General features: G+C 62.5%; 18 protein-coding genes and 1 tRNA gene. 7 read left to right on the top strand and 12 right to left on the bottom strand.

Translation table 11 applies throughout. The features are described from left to right. Positions 1–177: 177 nt before the first annotated feature. Entirely contained in the window at positions 178–1,092 is a 915-nt protein-coding gene (locus QMX89_RS17720; RefSeq protein ID WP_282349217.1) for a LysR family transcriptional regulator, read from the bottom strand. An 84-nt stretch (positions 1,093–1,176) separates the two neighbouring features. On the opposite strand from QMX89_RS17720, the gene QMX89_RS17715 reads away from it, so the two are divergent. Both QMX89_RS17715 and QMX89_RS17710 read left to right on the top strand, forming a co-directional pair. After that, positions 1,177–1,959 (top strand): NAD(P)H-dependent oxidoreductase, encoded by a 783-nt coding sequence (locus QMX89_RS17715; RefSeq protein WP_282349216.1) that lies wholly within the window; start codon positions 1,177–1,179, stop codon positions 1,957–1,959. Positions 1,960–2,020: 61 nt separating this feature from the next. Beyond that, positions 2,021–2,170 carry a GNAT family protein gene (locus tag QMX89_RS17710; RefSeq protein WP_282349215.1) on the top strand — a complete coding sequence of 50 codons (150 nt, stop codon included), beginning with the start codon at positions 2,021–2,023 and terminating at the stop codon, positions 2,168–2,170. A 51-nt stretch (positions 2,171–2,221) separates the two neighbouring features. On the opposite strand, the gene mksF is transcribed toward QMX89_RS17710, so the two are convergent. From mksF to mksB, 3 genes are read right to left on the bottom strand one after another with little or no spacing between them, the layout of a single operon-like run. Further along, positions 2,222–5,053, bottom strand: coding sequence for an Mks condensin complex protein MksF (mksF, locus tag QMX89_RS17705; RefSeq protein WP_282349214.1), 2,832 nt, complete (start codon positions 5,051–5,053; stop codon positions 2,222–2,224). Then, the gene (mksE, locus tag QMX89_RS17700; protein ID WP_056844923.1) at positions 5,050–5,715 is read right to left on the bottom strand and encodes an Mks condensin complex protein MksE; all 666 of its coding nucleotides are present in this window, start codon (positions 5,713–5,715) and stop codon (positions 5,050–5,052) included. The genes mksF and mksE overlap by 4 nt, the downstream gene beginning before the upstream one ends. Further along, the gene (gene mksB / locus QMX89_RS17695; RefSeq protein ID WP_192001228.1) at positions 5,705–6,994 is read right to left on the bottom strand and encodes an Mks condensin complex protein MksB; all 1,290 of its coding nucleotides are present in this window, start codon (positions 6,992–6,994) and stop codon (positions 5,705–5,707) included. Before mksB ends, mksE begins: the two co-directional genes overlap by 11 nt. Before the next feature lie 159 nt (positions 6,995–7,153). Here mksB and QMX89_RS17690 point away from each other — a divergent pair, with 159 nt between their 5' ends. Together QMX89_RS17690 and rimI are read left to right on the top strand one after the other, a co-directional pair. Beyond that, positions 7,154–7,963 (top strand): energy transducer TonB, encoded by an 810-nt coding sequence (locus QMX89_RS17690; RefSeq protein ID WP_282349218.1) that lies wholly within the window; start codon positions 7,154–7,156, stop codon positions 7,961–7,963. After that, on the top strand, positions 7,956–8,408 hold the full coding sequence (gene rimI, locus QMX89_RS17685) for a ribosomal protein S18-alanine N-acetyltransferase (protein WP_043186281.1): 453 nt from the start codon (positions 7,956–7,958) through the stop codon (positions 8,406–8,408). Before QMX89_RS17690 ends, rimI begins: the two co-directional genes overlap by 8 nt. A 75-nt stretch (positions 8,409–8,483) precedes the next feature. Here the strand turns inward: rimI and QMX89_RS17680 are convergent, their stop codons facing one another. Next, a complete protein-coding gene (locus tag QMX89_RS17680; protein WP_282349212.1) occupies positions 8,484–8,891 on the bottom strand; it encodes a serine kinase/phosphatase in 408 nt (135 codons plus the stop codon). A 138-nt stretch (positions 8,892–9,029) separates the two neighbouring features. Here QMX89_RS17680 and can point away from each other — a divergent pair, with 138 nt between their 5' ends. Both can and sodC read left to right on the top strand, forming a co-directional pair. Further along, complete coding sequence (gene can / locus QMX89_RS17675) at positions 9,030–9,668, top strand: carbonate dehydratase (protein ID WP_049861794.1); 639 nt, start codon at positions 9,030–9,032, stop codon at positions 9,666–9,668. A 101-nt stretch (positions 9,669–9,769) separates the two neighbouring features. Next, positions 9,770–10,294: a superoxide dismutase family protein gene (sodC, locus tag QMX89_RS17670; RefSeq protein ID WP_056844925.1), complete on the top strand. Its 525-nt coding sequence runs from the start codon at positions 9,770–9,772 to the stop codon at positions 10,292–10,294. 108 nt (positions 10,295–10,402) lie between these two features. Here sodC and QMX89_RS17665 read toward each other — a convergent pair whose 3' ends face one another. The 3 genes from QMX89_RS17665 to QMX89_RS17655 form a co-directional block, all read right to left on the bottom strand. Then, the gene (locus tag QMX89_RS17665) at positions 10,403–11,341 is read right to left on the bottom strand and encodes a 2-hydroxyacid dehydrogenase (protein ID WP_282349210.1); all 939 of its coding nucleotides are present in this window, start codon (positions 11,339–11,341) and stop codon (positions 10,403–10,405) included. Positions 11,342–11,447: 106 nt separating this feature from the next. Next, positions 11,448–11,524 (bottom strand) — tRNA-Met (locus tag QMX89_RS17660). 119 nt (positions 11,525–11,643) lie between these two features. Then, on the bottom strand, positions 11,644–12,939 hold the full coding sequence (locus QMX89_RS17655; protein ID WP_282349208.1) for an NCS2 family permease: 1,296 nt from the start codon (positions 12,937–12,939) through the stop codon (positions 11,644–11,646). 395 nt (positions 12,940–13,334) lie between these two features. Between QMX89_RS17655 and QMX89_RS17650 the strand changes: the two genes are divergently transcribed. Beyond that, positions 13,335–15,392 (top strand): methyl-accepting chemotaxis protein, encoded by a 2,058-nt coding sequence (locus QMX89_RS17650; protein ID WP_282349206.1) that lies wholly within the window; start codon positions 13,335–13,337, stop codon positions 15,390–15,392. A gap of 127 nt (positions 15,393–15,519) precedes the next feature. Here QMX89_RS17650 and QMX89_RS17645 read toward each other — a convergent pair whose 3' ends face one another. The 4 genes from QMX89_RS17645 to QMX89_RS17630 are packed head-to-tail and all read right to left on the bottom strand — an operon-like array spanning position 15,520 to position 18,969. Continuing rightward, entirely contained in the window at positions 15,520–16,677 is a 1,158-nt protein-coding gene (locus QMX89_RS17645) for an ABC transporter ATP-binding protein (protein ID WP_043186305.1), read from the bottom strand. Next, a complete protein-coding gene (locus QMX89_RS17640) occupies positions 16,674–17,327 on the bottom strand; it encodes an ABC transporter permease (RefSeq protein ID WP_049861800.1) in 654 nt (217 codons plus the stop codon). The genes QMX89_RS17645 and QMX89_RS17640 overlap by 4 nt, the downstream gene beginning before the upstream one ends. Beyond that, on the bottom strand, positions 17,324–18,238 hold the full coding sequence (locus QMX89_RS17635) for a glycine betaine ABC transporter substrate-binding protein (RefSeq protein ID WP_282349204.1): 915 nt from the start codon (positions 18,236–18,238) through the stop codon (positions 17,324–17,326). The genes QMX89_RS17640 and QMX89_RS17635 overlap by 4 nt, the downstream gene beginning before the upstream one ends. A gap of 17 nt (positions 18,239–18,255) precedes the next feature. Continuing rightward, positions 18,256–18,969 (bottom strand): ABC transporter permease, encoded by a 714-nt coding sequence (locus QMX89_RS17630; protein WP_049861802.1) that lies wholly within the window; start codon positions 18,967–18,969, stop codon positions 18,256–18,258. Positions 18,970–19,259: the final 290 nt, after the last annotated feature.

The following is a 19,259-nucleotide window of genomic DNA, read 5'->3' as shown; positions in this document are numbered from 1 at the left end:
CCCGAACTCAGCAGTGAAACGATGCATCGCCGATGGTAGTGTGGGGTTTCCCCATGTGAGAGTAGGTCATCGTCAAGATTCAATTCCGAAACCCCTATCTGCGCAAGCAGGTAGGGGTTTTGTCTTTCTTGAGGCAAAAATAACCACCTTGGCGGGTGGTTTTTTCAGCACGCCTGCCTATGGACCTGTGCCCCTGTGCATTCCAGAGGCGATGAGATCGCGCAGCCACATGTGGCCAGGGTCTCGATGCAGTCTTTCCGGCCATAACATGAGCATCTCAAAACCTGGAATAGCGAGTGGAGGTATCTGGACGTGAAGAGCTGGCTGATCCTGCACAAGTCTTTCCGGCACCACCGCGACCAGGTCACTGTGAGCCAGTGCTGAGACAAGCGAGTTGAAAGTGGATACGGATAGAACGACTTTGCGCTCCAGGCCCTGGGCAGCCAGTGCCTGGTCAGTACTGCCAACGAAGCCAGCGCCATTGGGTGACACCACGGTGTGTTCAAGACCACAGAATGCCTCAAGCGAAATCGGGGTTGCCAATGCGGGATGACCTCGACGCCCTGCCAGCACATAGCGTTCGTGAACCAAAGACTTGTGACGCAGTTTTGCTGGTGCTTCATCGCGGGTGTGCAGGGCCAGATCGATCCGACCATTTTCAAGGTCATCGGCGAGGCTGAGGGGACTCTTGTTCAACAGCATCAGGCGGGTGTCCGGTGCCAGGCGTCTGAGCACCGCCAACGATGGCCACACCAATGCGGTCATAGCGTAATCACTCGCAGCGATCTTCCAAGTGTGATTCGACAGTGCAGGCTCGAATGGGGCGCTCGGGCTCAGCGTCGCTTCCAAAGCCACCAGGGCTTCACGCAACGGTCCGCGCAACGCCTTGGCTCGCTCGGTAGGTGACATCCCTCGCGGGCCTGGCAGCAACAAGGGATCGTCCAGAATCTCCCGCAGTCGACCCAGTTGCAGGCTGACTGTCGGTTGAGCCAGATTGAGGAGTCGGGCGGCGCGCGTGACGTTTTGCTCGGACAGCAGTGCATCCAGCGTGACCAGTAGATTGAGATCCAGTCGGCGCAAGATATTGTGCATGTAAATACCAGCTGTTTCGGGAATTCATTTCTATCATAGCGAGCCGGTCGCTACCGTGTGGCATTCATTTACTTGGAGCTCCACATGAAGCTGCTGCTTGTCTACGCTCATCCTGAACCTCGATCCCTGAATGGCTCACTCAAGGATTTCGCCATCGCTCACCTGAAAGCCGGGGGGCACGAAGTAGTCGTTTCGGATCTGTACGCCATGGGTTGGAAAGCGCCTCTGGATACCTACGATGCCCCTGGTTATGACAACCAAGCGCCTTTCAACCCTGCGCTTGAATCGCAGCGTGTATTCGCTGCGGGCACGCAGCCGGTGGACATCGAGGGAGAACAGGAAAAGTTGCGTTGGGCGGACGCCGTGATCTTTCAGTTTCCACTGTGGTGGTTCTCGATGCCTGCAATCCTCAAGGGCTGGATCGAGCGCGTCTATGCCTACGGGTTTGCCTACGGCGTTGGCGAACACAGCGAAAGTCATTGGGGTGATCGCTACGGCGAAGGCAGCATGATGGGAAAGCGCGCCATGTTGGTGGTGACCATGGGCGGGTGGGAGCCTCATTACAGTGATCGAGGCGTGAACGGTGCGCTGAATGATCTGCTGTTCCCCATTCAACACGGTGTGCTTTTCTATCCTGGGTTCACGGTGATGCCGCCTTTTCCGATCTACAAAACAGGCAAAATGGACGCGACTCGGTTCGAACAGGTTTGTGAAGCCTATGCAGTCCGGCTGGATAATCTGTTTGATGACGAGCCGCTGCGATTTCGTCGCCAGAATGGTGGGGACTATGAGATTCCGGCGTTGACTCTCAAGCCGCATGTTGCGCCTGGGCGTAACGATCTGGGCATCCATATGAGTGACGACTGAACGCTCGAAGGGTTGAAAAAGTCGAGTTCACGAAGACGTCGAGCCGGAGAATGCCGCCAGCTTGCATCTGCTGGAGAAGCTTGGATTTGCCCACGAAGGTACGTTGCGCGATGTCGAATACAAGGACGGGCGCTACATCAGCCTGCACCAGTTGAGCCTGATCAAGACCGACCCGGCGGCGGTTGAGCTGATCAGGTCGGCGAGTGGTTGAAGGCTTCAAAAAAAAGCCCCGCTGTTGCGGGGCTCGTTCATTGCGTTGCGTTTACCGAGTGGCCTCGCTTTCGAGTGCAGCGACCGCTTTCGTCAGTTCGTCGTGGCGGCGGATGAATTTCCAGTCCGCTTCGTCGATGTAGATGCCTTCGGCGCTGCTGCCGCCTTCGAGGTCGATGGCTACGTGAGCGGATACCTGTGGTTTCACGCTCGCCAGAATCGGCGTGAAACCCAGTTGCTGGCTGGTTTCCAGCAGGGCGGCCTGGTTGCGTTCGTCGATATCGGCGGCTTCGTCGAGGTAATAGGGCAGACGGATGCGGCCGGCCTGATCGCGATCCATCAGGTGCAGCAACAGGTACATGTTGGTCAGCGCCTTGATGGTCATTGTGGTGCCGTTGGAGGCGGCGCCATCGATGTCCGTGTGGATGACCGGTTGACCGTTGATCTTGGTGATTTCGAAGGCCAGTTCGAACAGGTCCTTGAGGCCGAGCTGGTTATGATTGGCCGCGACCATGCGGGCCAGGTATTCCTTGGCCTCCTCGTTCTTGCTGTCCTGCTCGGCGCTCTGGTTGAGGTCGAATACGGAAAGGGTTTCGCCTTCCTCGTATTGGCCTGCGCTGTGGATGATCTGGTCGATGTGCTTGAGGGCGTCCTTGTTGGGTGCGAGCACGATGCGGAAGCTTTGCAGATTCGACACCTGGCGCTTGTTGATCTCGCGGTTGAACAACGCCAGCTGATGTTCGAGGCTGTCGTAGTCGCTGCGGATGTTGCGCAGGGTCCGGGCGATGTCGGTGACGGCGGCGCGTCGAGCCTTGCCCAGGGTCAGGGCCTCGTCGGTGCGATGGGCATAGGCGTTGATCAGCAATTGCAGACGGCGCTCGACGTTGTCTTCGCTGTCGAACTTGGCCACGCCCTTGAGGCGCACCTGGGCGTACAGGGCTTCGATCTGTCCGTCGACACGTTGCAGGCTCTGCCAGCTGTCCTGATAGTCATTGAGCAAGGGCAGCAGGTTGTCCATCGAGTCGTCGATCAGCTCCATGAAAGGCGTGCCGAATGGCAGATCGGCCGGGAGCAGGTGGCGGCGGCGCAGGGCATCGTCCAGGGTGCGCTGTTTGCTTTCCAGGTCGGCGATCTGCCGGCCCACCAGTTGCAGCTTGGCAGACAGCTGTCCGACGCGCTCGGTGAAGGCGTCGCTGGAGCGCGCCAGTTCGTCCTGGGCCGCTTCGAGTTGGGCAAGCTGTTCGAGTTTGTCCTGCTCTTCGCCGCTTAGGGTTTGGCTGCGACGGTAGTCTTCCAAGGCCTTCTGGGCATCCAGAACCTCTTGGTACAGCGTCTCGGAGCGCGACTTGCTGGCCGAGAGGTCCGCGGCAACGGCCTGCTGGGTCTTGAGTTGCTGCAATTCCTTTTCCAGGCGCGCACGTTGTTCGCGCAAGGCGGCGCGATCAGCCAGGGCCTGCAACACCGGCGGTTCGATGGTGGACAGGTCGATGGAGAGTCCTGGCAGTTCGAAGCGCTCGCCCTTGAAGCGGTCAAGCACGGTCTGCACGGTGTCGACCCAGGCGTTGCCGTCATCCAGGTCCAGGCCTCGTGGACCGGTGGGCAGGCTGAATAGCGCGCCGTTGAACAGGCGCATCAGGCGGTCGACATCCTGCTGCGAGAACTCTTCGCGCAGGCGCGCGTAGCTGTTGTTGTCGGCATGCTCCAGTTGCTGGCGAATGGACTTGAGGCGCTGCTCGACGTCGCCGACCCGCTCCTGCAGGTCCTGTGCGCTGAACTGCCGAGACTGCGCCAGGGCGCCGGCCAGTTCGTCGTGGGCATCCTTGGCAGCCAGCAGCTGCTGCTCCAGCATCCGTACGTCGGTGACCAGCGCGAAGCGATTCTTGAGGACCGAGAGTTCGCCGAGCCAGCGCTGGATGGTCGAGATTTCGCGCTCCAGGCGCATGAGCTCCTGGGTGCTGCCGCGCTGGTTGGTCTGGAGCACATCCTGTTCGTTGCGGTAGTGCTCGGACTGGATGACCAGCTCTTCCTTGCGCGCGCCGGCATAGTCCTGCCAGGTACCCAGCAGCCCATCCAGGATCGGCGAGAGACGGTGCAGCTTGCCGCGCAGGCCGTCGCGCTGGGCGACGCCATTGGCCAGTGCCTCGACCAGCGGGCCGGCAGCGACCAGGGCGTTGTAGTCCTGCTCCATGCGGCGTACGTCGCGGAAGGCCTCTTCACAGGCGGCGATGTAGTCGACGCTGCCCGAGCGCAGGCTGTGCTCGAAGGCATCGAGGAACAGCTGCTTGAGTTTGGCCGCGGTGATTTCGCGCATGTGCAGCAGGTTGATGAACAGGGCGCGGAAGGTTTTCAGGCTCTGCTCGCTGGTCGAGCGCAGGGGGATCAGGGTGAGGTCGAGCGGTACGCTGGTGTGGCCGCCGACCAGCAGGCGACGCAGCTCCTCGGGTTTGAGCTCATAGGCCTTGAGGTTATGGCGTTCGAGATTGCTGAACAGCTCTTTCTGGCGCAGGCAGGTACCGTCCTGCTGGTAATGCGCCAGATCCAGCTCGCCCGCATAGGCAAAGAACTGATGACCGAAGCCCCCGCCAGGACCGCGACCGACGACGCCGATGACATGGGGGCCGTGGGCCAGGACGACTTCGCAGAGGATGTAGCTGGTATCGGTGGCGAAATAGAAGCGACGCGACTGCTCCAGGGTGTACTTGCCGAAGCTCATGTCGGACATGCGCGCCAGGATCGGGAACTGCAGGGCGTTGATCGAGGCACTCTTGCCCAGATTGTTGGCGCCGTAGACCGACAGCGGCTGCTCCAGCGGGAACAATCCCAGGCTGTAGCCGGCGGTGTTGAGCAAGGCGAAGCGGCGGATGCCGTAGCGTTCCTGGGTCATGCGTCGAGCTCCTGTCGCTCTTGGGCTATGGCGAGGGCCAAGGCCTGTTCGTCGCTGATGTCATCGCCGTCATCGGTATCGTCCCCCGCGAGCATCGGCACCGGCAGGGGCAGGGCGCTGTGCAGGCTGGCGGCCAGGTCGCGGTCCTGCTGCACCGATAGGCACACATCGAGGAAGCGATGCATCGGCGCCAGGAAGCGATAGATGCCATTGTCTTCGGCGGTGAAGCCGAGTTGGGTCATGCGCCGCAGGATCTTCTCTTCCAGTTCTTCCTGGGTCTGCACTTCGGCCTGCAGGAACAGGTCGCGGTATTTGTCCAGCAGGGCCGGCAGTTCGTCGCGCCCCAGGCTGCCGCCATCGAGTACGGCAATCGGATCGCGGCCTTGATCGGCCAGGTGCTCCACCAGGATGAAGGTGAACAGGGACAGACGCTGCGCGGTCTTGTTGACCTGAGCGGCAGCGAGTTCGGGCACGAAGTAGTAGAAGCCGCGGGTGTCGCAGACCAGTTCGAAGCCCAGGGCCTTGAACAGGCCGCGGTACACGTCCTGCAGGGTCGAGAGTTGCGAGTAGAGCTCCGGGTCGCGGCGGCTGATGTGAAAGCCTTTGAGCAGCTCGCGAAAGATCGGCGCCAGGTGGGTCAGTTCGTTGAGGTCAAGATGCATGTTCGGTGCTCGCGGAGTGTGCCGGGGTGACCGCTGTGGCGGGCTCGGCGCTGGAAAGCAGGGCGAAGGAGCGCAGGCTCAGCTGGTGCTCGCGGGTATGGTAGTCACGGCGTTCGAGGCGTTGGCGGGCAAAGCGCTTGTCCCGTGACAGGCGCGAGAACCAGTACAGCAGCTCATCGGTGGCGCCATCGGGTTCCTGGTCGAGCAGCCAGAGCATCAGGTCGGGCATCGGCAGGGCGTTTTCGCAACGTTCGAGCATTTCCTTGACCGTGCGGGGTGCGCGCTGGCTGCCTGCGGTGTCGCTCTTGTGCGCCTTGGGGAAGGGGGCGGGCTTGGCTTCGAAGCGGGCGAGGGCGTAGACGTAGGCTTCGACCTGGCTGGCGCTGCCCAGGAATGTGCTCTGCGGACGGCTGAACAATGGCAGGGCGGCCTGGGGGACGGCGTCCAGGCCTTTGCGGCGAATGGCCGAGAGTGCGAGGGCTGCGCCGCGGGTCACGGCGTTGTGCCGACGTGCTTCCTCGCGCAGGGGTAGCAGCAGTTCACGGGCATGGCGCAGGGTCAGCTGCGCGCACGTCTGCATTTCGAGAATGCGCGCGTGGGTGCGCAACAGCATGTCGTCATCGACCAGGTGACCAAGGCGCTGCTGTTCACCGAGCAAACGCAGCAGGACGTTTTCGACCTTGCGCACGCCTTGCTCGAAGGCGCCGTCGGCGTTGACCAGTTGGATCATGGGTTCGACGTATTCATCCCATGTCGCGAGGACCTCGGCGTAGCGCTGGCGCAGGTCAACCTGGCGATCGCGGGTCTTGGCCCGCTCGGCCACGGCCACCAGCGCCTGCTCGTCATTGGCCAGTTTTTTCAGCACATCGCGCACGCGCATGTCGAGCAGTCGCAGCTGGCGAGCCAGGTCGTTGCCATCGCGAATGTCGAAGGCATCCTGTATGTGCCCGGCCAAACGTTCGAGGTGGCGCAGGTAGGCTTCGATCTCCAGGCACAGGCCCAGGCGGTGTTCGCGCCGCAGGTAGGCGAGGAAGTCGTGGATCTGCGCGTTGAGCTCGAAGCGGTTGGGGCTTTTCGCGACGGGTACCAGGATGTCCAGCCGGATCCAGGTGTCGAGCAGGCTGGTGATCTCCTGGGCAGTGCTGTCCAGGCGTTGTGCAGCCAGCTGCTGACGCAGCTCGACAAGGCTCAGGGTACCTTGGTCGAAGTGCTCGCACAGCGGCTCCAGCAGGGCCCAGTGGTCGGCGAGGGCGCGCAGCACGCGCTTGGGTTCGATCATCGGCTGGTCGACTCGTGCCAGGTTAAAGGGTCGCGATTGTACTGCATGATGGGGCGGGTTTTGGTGCTGCGCGCGAGCGCTTGTGTAAAACGTGGCGGCACATCGTGTCGAACATCGGTAGAATCCACCGCCTCGACTTACCCACAGATGGCTGACCCTTTGCTCAACGAGTCCCGTCGCCGCGCCTATCTGGACGCCATGCAGGTAGTGCATTGGCTGCCCCGTACCGAGCTGCCGTTCGCAGCGCCTTCGCGTGCCTGTGTACTTGCGCATGTCGAGGTGCTGCCGTCGCCTCTGGAGCCTGCCGAGCAGGCGGCGGTGACCTCGGCGCTGCCGAATGCTCCGCGCGCGGTGGAGCCTGCGCTGCCCGATCCGGCCAAGGTTCAGCGGCCCAGGATCGAGGTGCCGCGGCCCAGCGTTGCACGACCGGCCGTGACTGCTGTAACCGAAGAGGTCGTCGAGGCGCCGGTCGCCAAACCGGTCAGTCCGCCCCCGCGCTTCGCCTTGCAGGTGCTGCGCGCCGGTCCTTGCTTGGTGCTGGTGGAGCTGGCGACGGGTCAGGCGTTCCAGAGCCGCGATCCTTCGTACCTGCTGCTCAAGGATATGCTGCGCGCTGCCGGCCTGCCCGATGCGCCGCAGATTCTGGGCGAGCCGATCCGCTGGCCGTTTCTGCAGCGCGGCCAGTTGGACCAGGGGCCGGATGCGGCCTGCGATTTCGTACAGGGCTTCGTCATGGCGCAGCTGGAGCAGGCACCGTGCACGTGCCTGTGGTTGGTCGGGTTGCCGGCAATTCGTTTTGCCGGGCGTGCCAATGCCGAGGATTACAACCGCGAGCTGGAAGTGGAAGGGCTTGGGCTGGCCTGGGCCGTGCCGGGTCTTGAGCTGTTGATGGATGAACCCGAGCGCAAGGCTGCCGTGTGGCAGGCGATGCGCCGTCTGTTACCGCGTTGGAAAAACCGTGATGAGTGATGCCGTAAGCTTTCGCCGAATGACCGAAGCGGATCTGGATGCCGTACTCAAGATCGAATTCGCTGCCTACACCCATCCGTGGACGCGGGGCATCTTTCTCGATGGTTTGAAATCATACGAAATCTGGTTGATGTTCGACGGCCAGCAACAGGTGGGGCATGGCGTGCTCAACGTCATCATCGACGAAGCTCATCTGCTGAACATCACTGTGAAGCCGGAGAACCAGGGTCGTGGACTGGGTTTGAAGTTGCTTGAGCGGCTGATGTCGCGAGCCTACGAGCTGGGCGGGCGTGAGTGCTTTCTGGAACTGCGAGCCAGCAATCAATCAGCGTACCGACTGTACGAGCGCTATGGCTTCAACGAAATCGGCAAGCGACGGGACTACTACCCCATGGCCGGTGGGCGCGAGGATGCGCTGGTCATGGCCTGTACGTTGTTCGAATGACTGCTTTGTTCAAGTAAGCGCCACCGATCACTACCCTGCATGAGCCTGGGAAAGTGATCGGTGTGGACGCCGGCCTCAGCGTTTGCCGTCGAGCGGATCGATCAGGGCCAGTTCTTCTTCATCCAGGCCATCGCCGCCGCCAATGTCATCTTCATCGACGAAGCTCAGTTCCTGGTCAGCGGGACCGCTTTCGCCTGGCTCGTTGGGCGAACGTGCGCCGTCTTCGTGGATCAGTGTTTCAGGGCTCAGGTCGTCCTCGGTCGGATTGTGATCATCCATCGAGGCGCCGGTCAGGCCTGCTTCGCGTACGCGCTCTTCAGGGACAAGCTGCTCCAGCTCGTCGGCGGGGATGGTATCGCCGATCCTGCCGGTGGGACCGTCCGTGTCATCGAAATCCAGCTCGCGGACTTGGCCCATGCGATCTTCGGTGTCGTCGATCGGGTTGGGTTGTGGCGCATTGTAGGGGCGATGGGAGTCAGTCATTACGGCAATCCTCTGGTGTGTGTCTAGATAGGGTTGACCCTCGTGCGGATGGAAAGATTCAGCGTGATTTGTCGGGACCGACCGTGACCTTGTGCGGCGCTGGCCAGTCATAATCCAAATCATTCTTGAGGCTTGAACATGCATGATCTACAGGAACTGATCGACAACAACGCGCGCTGGGCCGAGGCGATCAAGGAAGAAGATCCGGAGTTCTTCGCCAAGCTGGCGCGTCAGCAGACCCCGGAGTTTCTCTGGATCGGCTGCTCGGACGCCCGGGTGCCGGCCAACGAGATCGTGGGCATGCTGCCGGGGGATCTGTTCGTGCACCGCAACGTGGCCAACGTGGTGCTGCACACCGATCTGAACTGCATGTCGGTGATCCAGTACGCGGTCGATGTACTCAAGGTCAAACACATCCTGGTGACCGGCCATTACGGCTGCGGCGGCGTGCGCGCAGCGATGCAGGATCGCCAGCTGGGCTTGATCGATGGCTGGCTGCGGACCATTCGCGACCTGTACTACGAGCACCGCAAGGTGCTGGCGACCTTGCCCACCGAAGAGGAGCAGGTCGACCGTCTGTGCGAACTTAACGTCATTCAGCAGGTGGCCAACGTCGGGCATACCAGCATTGTCCAGAACGCCTGGCACCGTGGTCAGGAGCTGTCGGTGCATGGCTGCATCTACGGCATCAAGGATGGCCGCTGGAAAAGCCTGGACGTGACCATCAGTGGCTTCGATCAACTGCCGCCGCAATACCGTCTGCGCGCGCTGGATTGATGGGCAGGAACGAGTGGGCCCGATTCGGGTTCTGAACGGGATGGGGCGGCGACGCGAGTCGCGACCCTGTCGGTAATCAAACGCGAAGCGAAGGAGGCACGATGAAGTCTTATGGCTGGCTTGCACTGATGGCTGCAATGTCGATCGGTAGCGCCAATGCGGCATCCAAGGAAGTCCAGATGAATCTGGTCAGCGCCGAGGGCGCGCCACAGCCGATCGGCACGGTGATGATCGAGGAAACGCCGTACGGGCTGGAGTTCACGCCGCAGCTCAAGTCGCTGCCGGCAGGCGTGCATGGTTTCCACGTACATGCCAATGGCAGCTGCGCGGCGGCGATGAAGGACGGCAAGATGTCGGCTGCGGAAGCGGCAGGCGGGCACTTCGATCCACAGAAGACCGGCAAGCACCTGGGTCCCTATGATGCCAAAGGTCACCTGGGGGATCTGCCGGCGATCTATGTGAATGCCGATGGCACCGCGACCTATCCGGTGCTGGCGCCGCGCTTGAAGAAATTGAGCGAAGTGGAAGGGCATGCGTTGATGGTGCATGCCGGTGGTGACAACCATTCCGATTCCCCGGCACCGTTGGGTGGTGGTGCGGCGCGGATGGCTTGTGGGGTGATTTGATCTTTGTGTGAGGTTGGGGAGCGGTGGTGCGTTCTTCGCGGGCAGAGGGCTCGCCGCCCGCCCCGCTCCCACAGGGTACAGGGTGTTTGCCGTGATGCATTGTGGTGGTTAGAGGTGGACGGGTGTCAGCACCGGTTCGCCACTGAAGAATGCGCTCAGGTTGCGTTCAACCATCGTCACCGTGTCTCGCGTGGCTTCTGGTGAGAGGCCGGCCACGTGAGGCGTCAGGACGACGTTGTGCAGCGTCTTGAAGGCGTCTGGTACGTTGGGCTCGTCGTCGAACACGTCCAGCGCCGCACCGGCTATTGCATTGTTTTGCAGAGCCGTCAGTAGATCGTCCGTCGCCACTACGCTGCCGCGGGCGATGTTTACCACAAACCCCTGCGGACCCAGTGCTTTCAGCACGCTGGCGTCGACAATGGCGCGGGTTTGCGCGCCGCCCGGTGTGGCAATCACCAAAATATCGCTGACTGCGGCCAGCTCTGTCGGGCTGGCGCAGTACCCATAGTCGACATCATCGCGTTGCGTGCGGTTGTGGTAGTGCACGCTCATGTCGAAACCCAACGCGGCGCGCTTGGCGATTGCCAGGCCGACGGCTCCCAGCCCAATGATGCCCAGCCGCTTGCCGGCCACCGAAGGGCGCATGCTCTTGACCCACTCGCCACGCCGGACCGACGCATCGGCGCGCGGGATATCGCGCATCAGGGCCAGCAAGAGCGCCAGGGTGTGGTCAGCCACCGAGGATGCATTCACCCCAGCGCCGTTGGTCACGGTCAAGCCGTGTGCCCTGGCGGCTGACAGATCGACGTTCTCGTAGCCTGCGCCCAGTACGCAGATGATGCGCAGCTTAGGGAGAGCCGCCATCTCTTCCGCCGTCAAACCCAACGGGCCACGGGTGAGGACGGCATCGATGCGATCCGCGTGGTCGGCGATCGCCTTGGCGCGCTCGGCAGGCGAGGGCGCCATGATCAGGTTGTAGCCTTGATCTTCGAGAATCGACACGTAGTCGTTGATGGTTTCGACCAGCACCAGCACCGTTGCACGCATGGAGACCTCCGGGAGGGGAAATGAAGGTCATGGTAGCAAGTTGTGGTCATGTGGAAATGCGCGCATAAAAAAAGGGCCTACCTTTCGGTAAGCCCTTTTTCGTACTTGGTGGCTACACAGGGACTTGAACCCCGGACCCCAGCATTATGAATGCTATGCTCTAACCAACTGAGCTATGTAGCCAAGTGGCGCGCATTATTCGCTTGAAACGGGATTGTGTCAACACCCCTTTGCAAAATATTTATGCGTGCGATCAAACGCTTAGGCCATGCGCGGGTACAAGGGGGCGCGCGGCGCGGCAATCAGCCACCGAACCAGCCCAGCTTGATGACGAAGATGATCGACAGCACGACCAGTGCCGAATTGAGTTCGCGCCATTTGCCGCTCAGCAGTTTGACCGCCGTCCAGGTGATGAAACCGAACGCGATGCCGTTGGCGATCGAGTAGGTCAGCGGCATGGCCAGCGCGGTGACGACGACGGGTGCGGCAACGGTGATGTCGTCCCAGTCGATTTCTGCCAGCCCCGACGCCATCAGTACCGCCACGAACAGTAGGGCGGGGGCGGTGGCGAATGCTGGAACGCTGCCGGCCAAGGGCGCGAAGAACAGCGCCAGGAGGAACAGGCAGGCGACCACAATGGCGGTCAGGCCGGTTCGCCCGCCGGCGCTGACGCCCGCTGCCGACTCGATGTAGCTGGTGGTGGTCGAGGTGCCCAGCAGCGAGCCGGCCAGTGCGGCGGTGCTGTCGGCGATCAGGGCGCGGCCCATTTTCGGCATGTGGCCGTCCTTGCCCATCAGGCCGGCACGCTTGGCCACGCCGATGAGGGTGCCGGAGTTGTCGAACAGATCGACGAAGAGGAAGGCGAAGATCACGCTGATCAGGCCGACGTCGAACGCACCCTTGATGTCCAGTTGCAGGAAGGTCGGCGCCAATGATGGCGGCATCGATACCACGCCGCTGAACGGCGTGATGCCGAGCACGATGGACAGCACGGTGATCAGCAGGATGCCGATCAGCACCGAGCCGCGGACCTTGAGCGCTTCCAGGGCAACGATGATGAAGAAGCCGAGGATCGCCAGGACCGGCTCGGGTTTGGACAAGTCACCCATGCCGACCAGGGTGGCCGGGTTGGCGACCACGATCTTGGCGTTTTGCAGTGCGATCAGCGCCAGGAACAGGCCGATGCCTGCGGCGATGGCTGAACGCAGTGGCAGGGGAATGCTGTTGATGATCCATTCGCGGATGCGGAAGATCGACAGGAGGAAGAAGCACACGGCCGAGATGAACACCGCGCCCAGTGCAACCTGCCAGCTGTGGCCCAGGTGCAGGACCACGGTGTAGGTGAAGAACGCATTGAGGCCCATGCCCGGCGCCAGGGCGATCGGGTAGTTGGCGATCAGGCCCATGATCGCCGAGCCGATGGCCGCCGCCAGGCAGGTCGCGACGAACAGGGCACCCTTGTCCATCCCGGTTTCGCCCAGGATGCTGGGGTTGACGAACAGGATGTAGGCCATGGCCAGGAAGGTGGTGACCCCGGCGAGGATTTCCGTGCGCACGGTGGTGTTGTGAGCCTTGAGCTTGAAGAATGAGTCCAGCATGTTGCTCCCCTGGGACGATGGACGCCGGATCGTGCGGCGACGGTGTGTGTAGCGAGCCAGCCTGAGCGAGCGTTGGCGTGTGCTGAAACATAACTGTGTGGTCAGCTTTTGCGGTTTGCGTGTAGCAGGTTCCGGGCCATGTCATTGGAGGCGGTGTTTGCGCGCCATCGGTAATGCGTTACGGCTCTCTTGCCACTTCCGGTTACACATTCTTTGCACTGATTGGAAGCAGGGAGTCGGGGGCTTCTGCACCAAAGCGGAGCCGCGCCAGCGGTGGGGCGATCCAGGGTACGGGCAAAGCCGAGGGAAGATGATTGGTCTGAATCTTGCTCAGATGGCATTTTGCTGGCGCCACGTTTCCGTAGGTACCTGCAGTCTCCGTGGAGTTGTCGGACATGCATGCTTTGTTGTCGCCGGGTATCCGGTTGCTGGGTCGCTATGGTTTCGCGCGCAAGTTTCAGCTGCTGTTTCTCCTGTTCATGCTGCCGCTGGTAGGCAGTCTGTGGCTGTTGGGGGAAGACTTTCGCGACCGGCTGGCGGTCATCAATGCCGAGCGCAGCGGCGTGCATCAGTTGCTGGCACTCGACAGCCTGGATGCGCAGCTGTCGGCGCAGCGCAACCGTGCCGCGCGCTGGAAAGCGGTGGATATCCAGCGCCAGCCAACGCCAGAGGCGCAGGCGGCGATCGCTGCGCTGGAGGCGGCCACGCCGGGGATCCAGGCGTCGCTCGACAAGCTGAGCAGCGAGCTGGCGCGCGAAAAGGCGCCTGCCGATACCCTGGGGCGGCTGCAAGCGGTACAAACCGCGACCAGGGGGCTGGATCTGGCGAGCCTGCGCCAAGTGGGTTGGTGGCCTGACGGCTACGATCGCTTCACGACCGCGCTGACGTCGGTGCAGGTGCTGCGCGAGCAGATCGCCATGGCCAGCGGATTGATCGTCGATCCATGGCGGGAAACCTATCTCCTGATGCAGATCGCGACCCAGCAGGCGCCTGATCTGATCGAGCGCGTCGGGCGGCTGGGCAGCATTGGTCATTCGTCATTGGTAGCGGGGCAGTTCAGCCTGCAGAGTCGTCTGCAGATGCGTGATCTGCGCAGCCGCATCAACGATGCGCGCGAGCAGCTGGTGAAAGCCGGCGGCGCCTTGCAGCAGCGCTTGCCGGAACAACTGCGTGGCTGGGACGAGCAGTACCAGAAAGCGCTGGGTACGTTGGACGGCGAGTTGAAGCGTCTGGACGAGAATCTGTTCGGCGGCGACATCAAGCTGTCTGCCGCGCAGTTCGAAAGCAGTATCGACGGCATGCTCGGCGCCCTGAACGAATTGCGTCACGAGTCGCTGAAGTCGTTGGAGTGGCGGCTGGATCACTATCACGATCAAGCCGTTCGCCAGTTGATTCCAGGCGCTGCCGTATTCGCCCTGTTGCTGTTGGCCGCGTTGTACCTGTTCGTGTGCCTGCAGGCGTCGATTCGGCGCAGCGCCAGCGGGATCACCACGCTGGCGCAATCGCTGCGCGATGGCGATCTGAGTGTTCAGGTAGCGGTGCAGGGGCGTGACGAGCTGGCGGCGATCAGTACGGCGCTCAATGCCGCCGTGGTGCAATTGCGTGGCAGTCTGCTGGGGGTCAACCACGAGACCGTGCAGTTGAGCCAGGCGGTGGTGACGCTCAATAGCCAATCCAGCGGCACGCTCGATGAAGTCGAGGCGCAGCAGCAACAGATCAGCCAGATCGCGGCGGCCGCCACGCAGCTGGCCGCTACTTCACAAGGCGTGGCCCGCAGTTGCGAGGAGGCTTCGGGGAGCGCGCAGCACACCCGGCAGATTGCCGAAGACAGCAGCCGCGACAGTCAACGCACCACCGCCAGTATTCAGCAGCTCAACCAGCGCTTGAACGACACGGCGCAGGCGCTTGGCCGGGTGAGTGAACAGGGGCAGCAGATCCAGTCGGTGGTGGATGCGATTCGCGGTATTGCCGAACAGACCAATCTGCTGGCGCTCAATGCGGCCATCGAGGCGGCCCGGGCAGGCGAGCAGGGGCGCGGCTTTGCGGTGGTGGCCGATGAGGTGCGCAGCCTGTCGCAGCGCACGCAGGCGTCCACCGGGCAGATTGCCGGGACGGTGGAAAGCCTGCGTTCGACGGTCAAGCAGGCCGTGGACCTGATGCAGGCCGCGTGTGGGCAGGCGCAGGTCGATGCGCAGTCGGTGATGGGCCTGGGTGAGCGCCTGGGTGAGATTGCCGGAGCGGTGCAGGGGGTGACCGATACCCTGGCGCAGATCGCCACGGCGGTTGAGGAGCAGGCCGCTACAGCCGATGAGGTGAGCAGCAATATCCAGCAGGTGGATCAGGCCGCGGTGCGCCTGCTCGATGGTGCGCGGGCTGTGAACCAGGCGGCGGATCGGTTGGGAGAGGGCAGCCGGATGCTGAGCGAGAATACGGCGCGGTTCAATCTGGGGTAGGGCTGGGGGACCGCCAGGGGGGGCTTTCGCGGCCAATGACCGCTCCTACGGGTGAATTGTGTGCAGTTCGTAGGAGCGGTCCTCGGCCGCGAAGCATCCGGCGCGGTCTTTCACGCGAGGGTGCCGATCAGGCCTGGGCGGTTTCGGCGGGGGAGACGATGCTGGTTTTCATGCCGCGCGAGCGGCCTGAGCTGAGGTAGGCGGCGATCGATTCCTGGGTCACTTCGCCAAGGAACACGTTCTCCGCGTCCAGCACCGGCAGCCATGAGCGGTTGAACTCGTACATGCGCGACAGCAGGATGCGCAGGTGCTCGTCGTAGGCCGCCGTGGCGTTGAATTCACGCAGGAAGTCGACGCAGCTGCCGACCTGGCGATACAGGTCGCGGCGGCGTACATAGCCCATGGCCTTGTTCTGCGCGTCGGTGACCACGACGTAGCGCCGGTCGTGTTCGTCCATCAGTTCCAGTGCATCGGCCACCGGCGTTTCCGGGCTCACCGACGGTGCGTTGTCGGCGGCGTCCTCGGCCTTGACCAGCAGCAGGCGCTTGAGCGTGCTGTCCTGGCCCACGAAGTTGCTGACGAAGTCGTCCACCGGATGGGCCAGCAAGGTGTCGGGATGGTCGATCTGCAGCAGCTTGCCGGCACGGAAGATGGCGATCTTGTCGCCCAGCTTGATCGCTTCGTCGATGTCATGGCTGACCATGATTACGGTCTTGTTCAAGGCCCGCTGCATCTCGAAGAACTCGTTCTGGATCATCTCGCGGTTGATCGGGTCGACCGCGCCGAAGGGCTCGTCCATCAACAGCAACGGCGCCTCGGCGGCCAGGGCGCGGATCACGCCGATGCGCTGTTGCTGGCCGCCCGAGAGTTCGCGCGGGTAGCGGTGCAGGTACTGCTTGGGTTCCAGCTTGATCATGCTCATCAGCTCGCGGGCGCGCTCGGCGCAGCGCTTCTTGTCCCAGCCGAGCAGGCGCGGGACCACGGTGATGTTCTCCTCGATGGTCATGTTGGGAAACAGGCCGATCTGCTGGATCACATAGCCGATGTTGCGGCGCAGGGTCACTTCGTCCAGGCCGGTGGTGTCCTCGCCGTTGATCAGGACCTTGCCGGAGGTGGGCATGATCAACCGGTTGATCATCTTCAGCGTGGTGCTCTTGCCGCAGCCCGAAGGCCCGAGGAATACGCAGATCTCGCCTTCGTTGACGGTCAGGCTTACCGCGTCGACGGCTTTGACTTCCTTGCCGTTGCTGTGGAAGGTCTTGGTCAGGTTCTGAAGTTCGATCATTTCAATAATCCTTTGGGAGTCAGGGCGCGTTGCAGCCATTGCAGGAGCAGGTCGGCGATGATCGCCAGGACACTGACCAGCACGGCGCCGACGATGAGCATGGACATGTCGCTGCGGCTGATGGAAGTGAGGATGAGGACGCCCAGGCCGCCGGCCCCGATGGTGGCGGCAATGGTCATGACGCCGATGTTCATCACCACGGCGGTGCGCACGCCGGCGAGGATCACCGGCACGGCGATGGGCAGTTCGACCATGCGCAGGCGCTGGCCGAAGGTCATGCCGATGCCCTTGGCCGCTTCGCGAATGCCGGGCTCCACGCCGGTCAGGGCCAGGTAGGTATTACGCAGGATCGGCAGCAGCGAGTAGAGAAACACGGCGGTGATGGCCGGCAGTGGGCCAAGGCCCTGGCCGAACTTGGAATAGAACGGCAGCAGCAACCCGAACAGGGCGATCGAGGGGATCGTCAGCAGCACCGTGGCGCAGGCCTGCAGGGGCCCGGCAAGTGCCGGAAAGCGGGTCATCAGGATGCCGATCGGCACGCCGAAGAGGATGGCCAGGCTGACGGCGATGCCGACCAGGGTGATGTGCTGCCAGGTCAGTTGCAGCACCAAGGGCCAGTCGAGGTGGGAGAAGGTGTCGAGGAAACTCATGGCTTCTCCTGGGCTTGATCGTTGATCGGATGGGCCTTGAGAAACTCGGCCGCCACGACGGTCGGGCTGCGGTGCGCGACGTCGACCTGGGCATTGAGCTCACGCATGGTGGCATCGTCGAGCATCTCGGCAAGCGGCTTGAGTTGCGCGGCCAGTTGCGGGTGGGCGTCGAGCAGTTGCTGGCGAACCACGGGCGCAGCGGTGTAGTCGGGGAAGTACTTGAGGTCGTCTTCGAGCAGCTTGAGCTTGAACGCGTTGAGGCGGCCATCGGTGGTATAGACGAGGCCAGTGAAGACCTGACCGTTGCGCAGTGCGGTATAGACCAGGCCGGCATCCATCTGGCGAATGTCACGGCGGGTGAATTTCAGGTCGTAGGTCTGGGTCAAGCCCACCAGGCCGTCGGAGCGATTGGCGAACTCGGTATCCAGGGCCAGGATGTGGTCTTTCTTCGGCTCGTCGATCAGCACCTGATTCAGCTGGCTGATGGTGTTGATCTGGGGATACGCCTTGGCGACGTCTTCAGGCAAGGCCAGGGCGTAGGTGTTGCTGAACCGCGAGGGGGTCAGCCAGACCAGCCCTTTTTTGCCGTCCAGCTCCTTGACTCGCGCATAGGTTGCGGCGCTGTCGAGCTTTTCGTCGATGTGGTTGTAGGACACCAGAGAGACGCCGGTGTATTCCCAGAGCATGTCCAATTGGCCGCTTTCCTGGGCACTGCGCGCCAGGTTGCTACCCAGGCCGCCGGTGACCCGTACGTCGTAGCCCTTGCTGCCCAGGTATTGGGCGGTGATGGCCGCCAGTACGGTTTGCTCGGTGAACACCCGCGCGCCGAGGCGGATCACGGGTTTGTCCGCGGCCTGCGCGACGCCCGCGCACAGCAGGGCCAGGCCCAGTACGATGCTTAACTTCTTCATTGAATTCATTCCTTCGCTCAGCGAGTCAATCCGCGTTCAAGCCAGAGGCGGCTGACCAGGGTCACGATGCCGTCCAGGATCAAGGCCAGCAGCGCGGTGCAGGCGGCGCCCAGCAGCAGCTGCGGCTGATTGTTCAGGGCGATGCCGGGGAAGATCAGGCTGCCCAGGCTGTTGGCGCCGATGAGGAACGCCAGGGGCGCGGTGCCCACGTTGATCGCCAGCGCCACGCGTACACCGCCGACGATGATCGGCACGGCATTGGGCAACTCCACCTTGAACAGCACCTGGCGTGGGGTCATGCCAATGCCGGTGGCGGCTTCCTTGAGTGAACCCTGAACGTTTTTCAGCCCCTCGTAGGTGTTGCGCACGATGGGCAGCAGGGAGGCGAGAAACAGCGCGAAGATGGCAGGGCCGCTGCCGATGCCCAGGATGCCCAGGGCGATGGCGAGGACCGCCAGGGGAGGAATGGTGTTGCCGATGTTGAAGATCTGCATGAAGCGTTCGGCGCGCTTGACCATGCTGGGTCTACTCAGCGCGACGCCGGCAGGGATGCCCACCAACAGTGCGGCGAACATTGATACCAGCACCAGAATCAGGTGCGCTTGCAGGTAGAACAGCAGGTCTTCACGGTAGTGCTCGATAGTGCTTATGCCGATCCAATGGACCAGCAGGGCCAGGACGGCAACGATAACCGCGCCCCCTAACAGCCCTTTGCCATAGCGATTAGCCACAGGCGGACTCCTTTTTCAGTCGGCGCCTACCGGGCCTGCGACGAGCGCTCGGGCGAGCGATCGGCCCAGGTAGGACGCGAATAGCAGCTCGCGTGGTGCGAGCCATAAGCGCAGCCTCGTCAGGCTAACTTGCTGATTTTGCAGCCCCTGACGACAGCGCGAATCAGGGAATGGACGTCTCCGTGCCGCGAGAGGTTCCCACAGTGAGGCAGCATTTGGCCACCTTTTATGACCATAAAGCTTGCGTGGGACGGCGTTCGGGGGAGAGTTGCCCAGGGCATTTGACGCGG

The organism is Pseudomonas sp. PS01301, from assembly GCF_029960215.1.
GTDB classification, from domain to species: Bacteria; Pseudomonadota; Gammaproteobacteria; order Pseudomonadales; family Pseudomonadaceae; genus Aquipseudomonas; species Aquipseudomonas coleopterorum.
This window is presented reverse-complemented; position numbering and strand designations above follow the sequence as displayed.

What these genes read in the sequence shown, in the direction of transcription:
- QMX89_RS17720 (WP_282349217.1), bottom strand. Translation starts at nt 1,092, where the DNA reads ATGCACAATATCTTGCGCCGACTGGATCTCAATCTACTGGTCACGCTG.
- QMX89_RS17715 (WP_282349216.1), top strand. Translation starts at nt 1,177, where the DNA reads ATGAAGCTGCTGCTTGTCTACGCTCATCCTGAACCTCGATCCCTGAAT.
- mksF (WP_282349214.1), bottom strand. Translation starts at nt 5,053, where the DNA reads ATGACCCAGGAACGCTACGGCATCCGCCGCTTCGCCTTGCTCAACACC.
- mksE (WP_056844923.1), bottom strand. Translation starts at nt 5,715, where the DNA reads ATGCATCTTGACCTCAACGAACTGACCCACCTGGCGCCGATCTTTCGC.
- mksB (WP_192001228.1), bottom strand. Translation starts at nt 6,994, where the DNA reads ATGATCGAACCCAAGCGCGTGCTGCGCGCCCTCGCCGACCACTGGGCC.
- rimI (WP_043186281.1), top strand. Translation starts at nt 7,956, where the DNA reads ATGAGTGATGCCGTAAGCTTTCGCCGAATGACCGAAGCGGATCTGGAT.
- QMX89_RS17680 (WP_282349212.1), bottom strand. Translation starts at nt 8,891, where the DNA reads ATGACTGACTCCCATCGCCCCTACAATGCGCCACAACCCAACCCGATC.
- can (WP_049861794.1), top strand. Translation starts at nt 9,030, where the DNA reads ATGCATGATCTACAGGAACTGATCGACAACAACGCGCGCTGGGCCGAG.
- sodC (WP_056844925.1), top strand. Translation starts at nt 9,770, where the DNA reads ATGAAGTCTTATGGCTGGCTTGCACTGATGGCTGCAATGTCGATCGGT.
- QMX89_RS17665 (WP_282349210.1), bottom strand. Translation starts at nt 11,341, where the DNA reads ATGCGTGCAACGGTGCTGGTGCTGGTCGAAACCATCAACGACTACGTG.
- QMX89_RS17655 (WP_282349208.1), bottom strand. Translation starts at nt 12,939, where the DNA reads ATGCTGGACTCATTCTTCAAGCTCAAGGCTCACAACACCACCGTGCGC.
- QMX89_RS17650 (WP_282349206.1), top strand. Translation starts at nt 13,335, where the DNA reads ATGCATGCTTTGTTGTCGCCGGGTATCCGGTTGCTGGGTCGCTATGGT.
- QMX89_RS17645 (WP_043186305.1), bottom strand. Translation starts at nt 16,677, where the DNA reads ATGATCGAACTTCAGAACCTGACCAAGACCTTCCACAGCAACGGCAAG.
- QMX89_RS17640 (WP_049861800.1), bottom strand. Translation starts at nt 17,327, where the DNA reads ATGAGTTTCCTCGACACCTTCTCCCACCTCGACTGGCCCTTGGTGCTG.
- QMX89_RS17635 (WP_282349204.1), bottom strand. Translation starts at nt 18,238, where the DNA reads ATGAAGAAGTTAAGCATCGTACTGGGCCTGGCCCTGCTGTGCGCGGGC.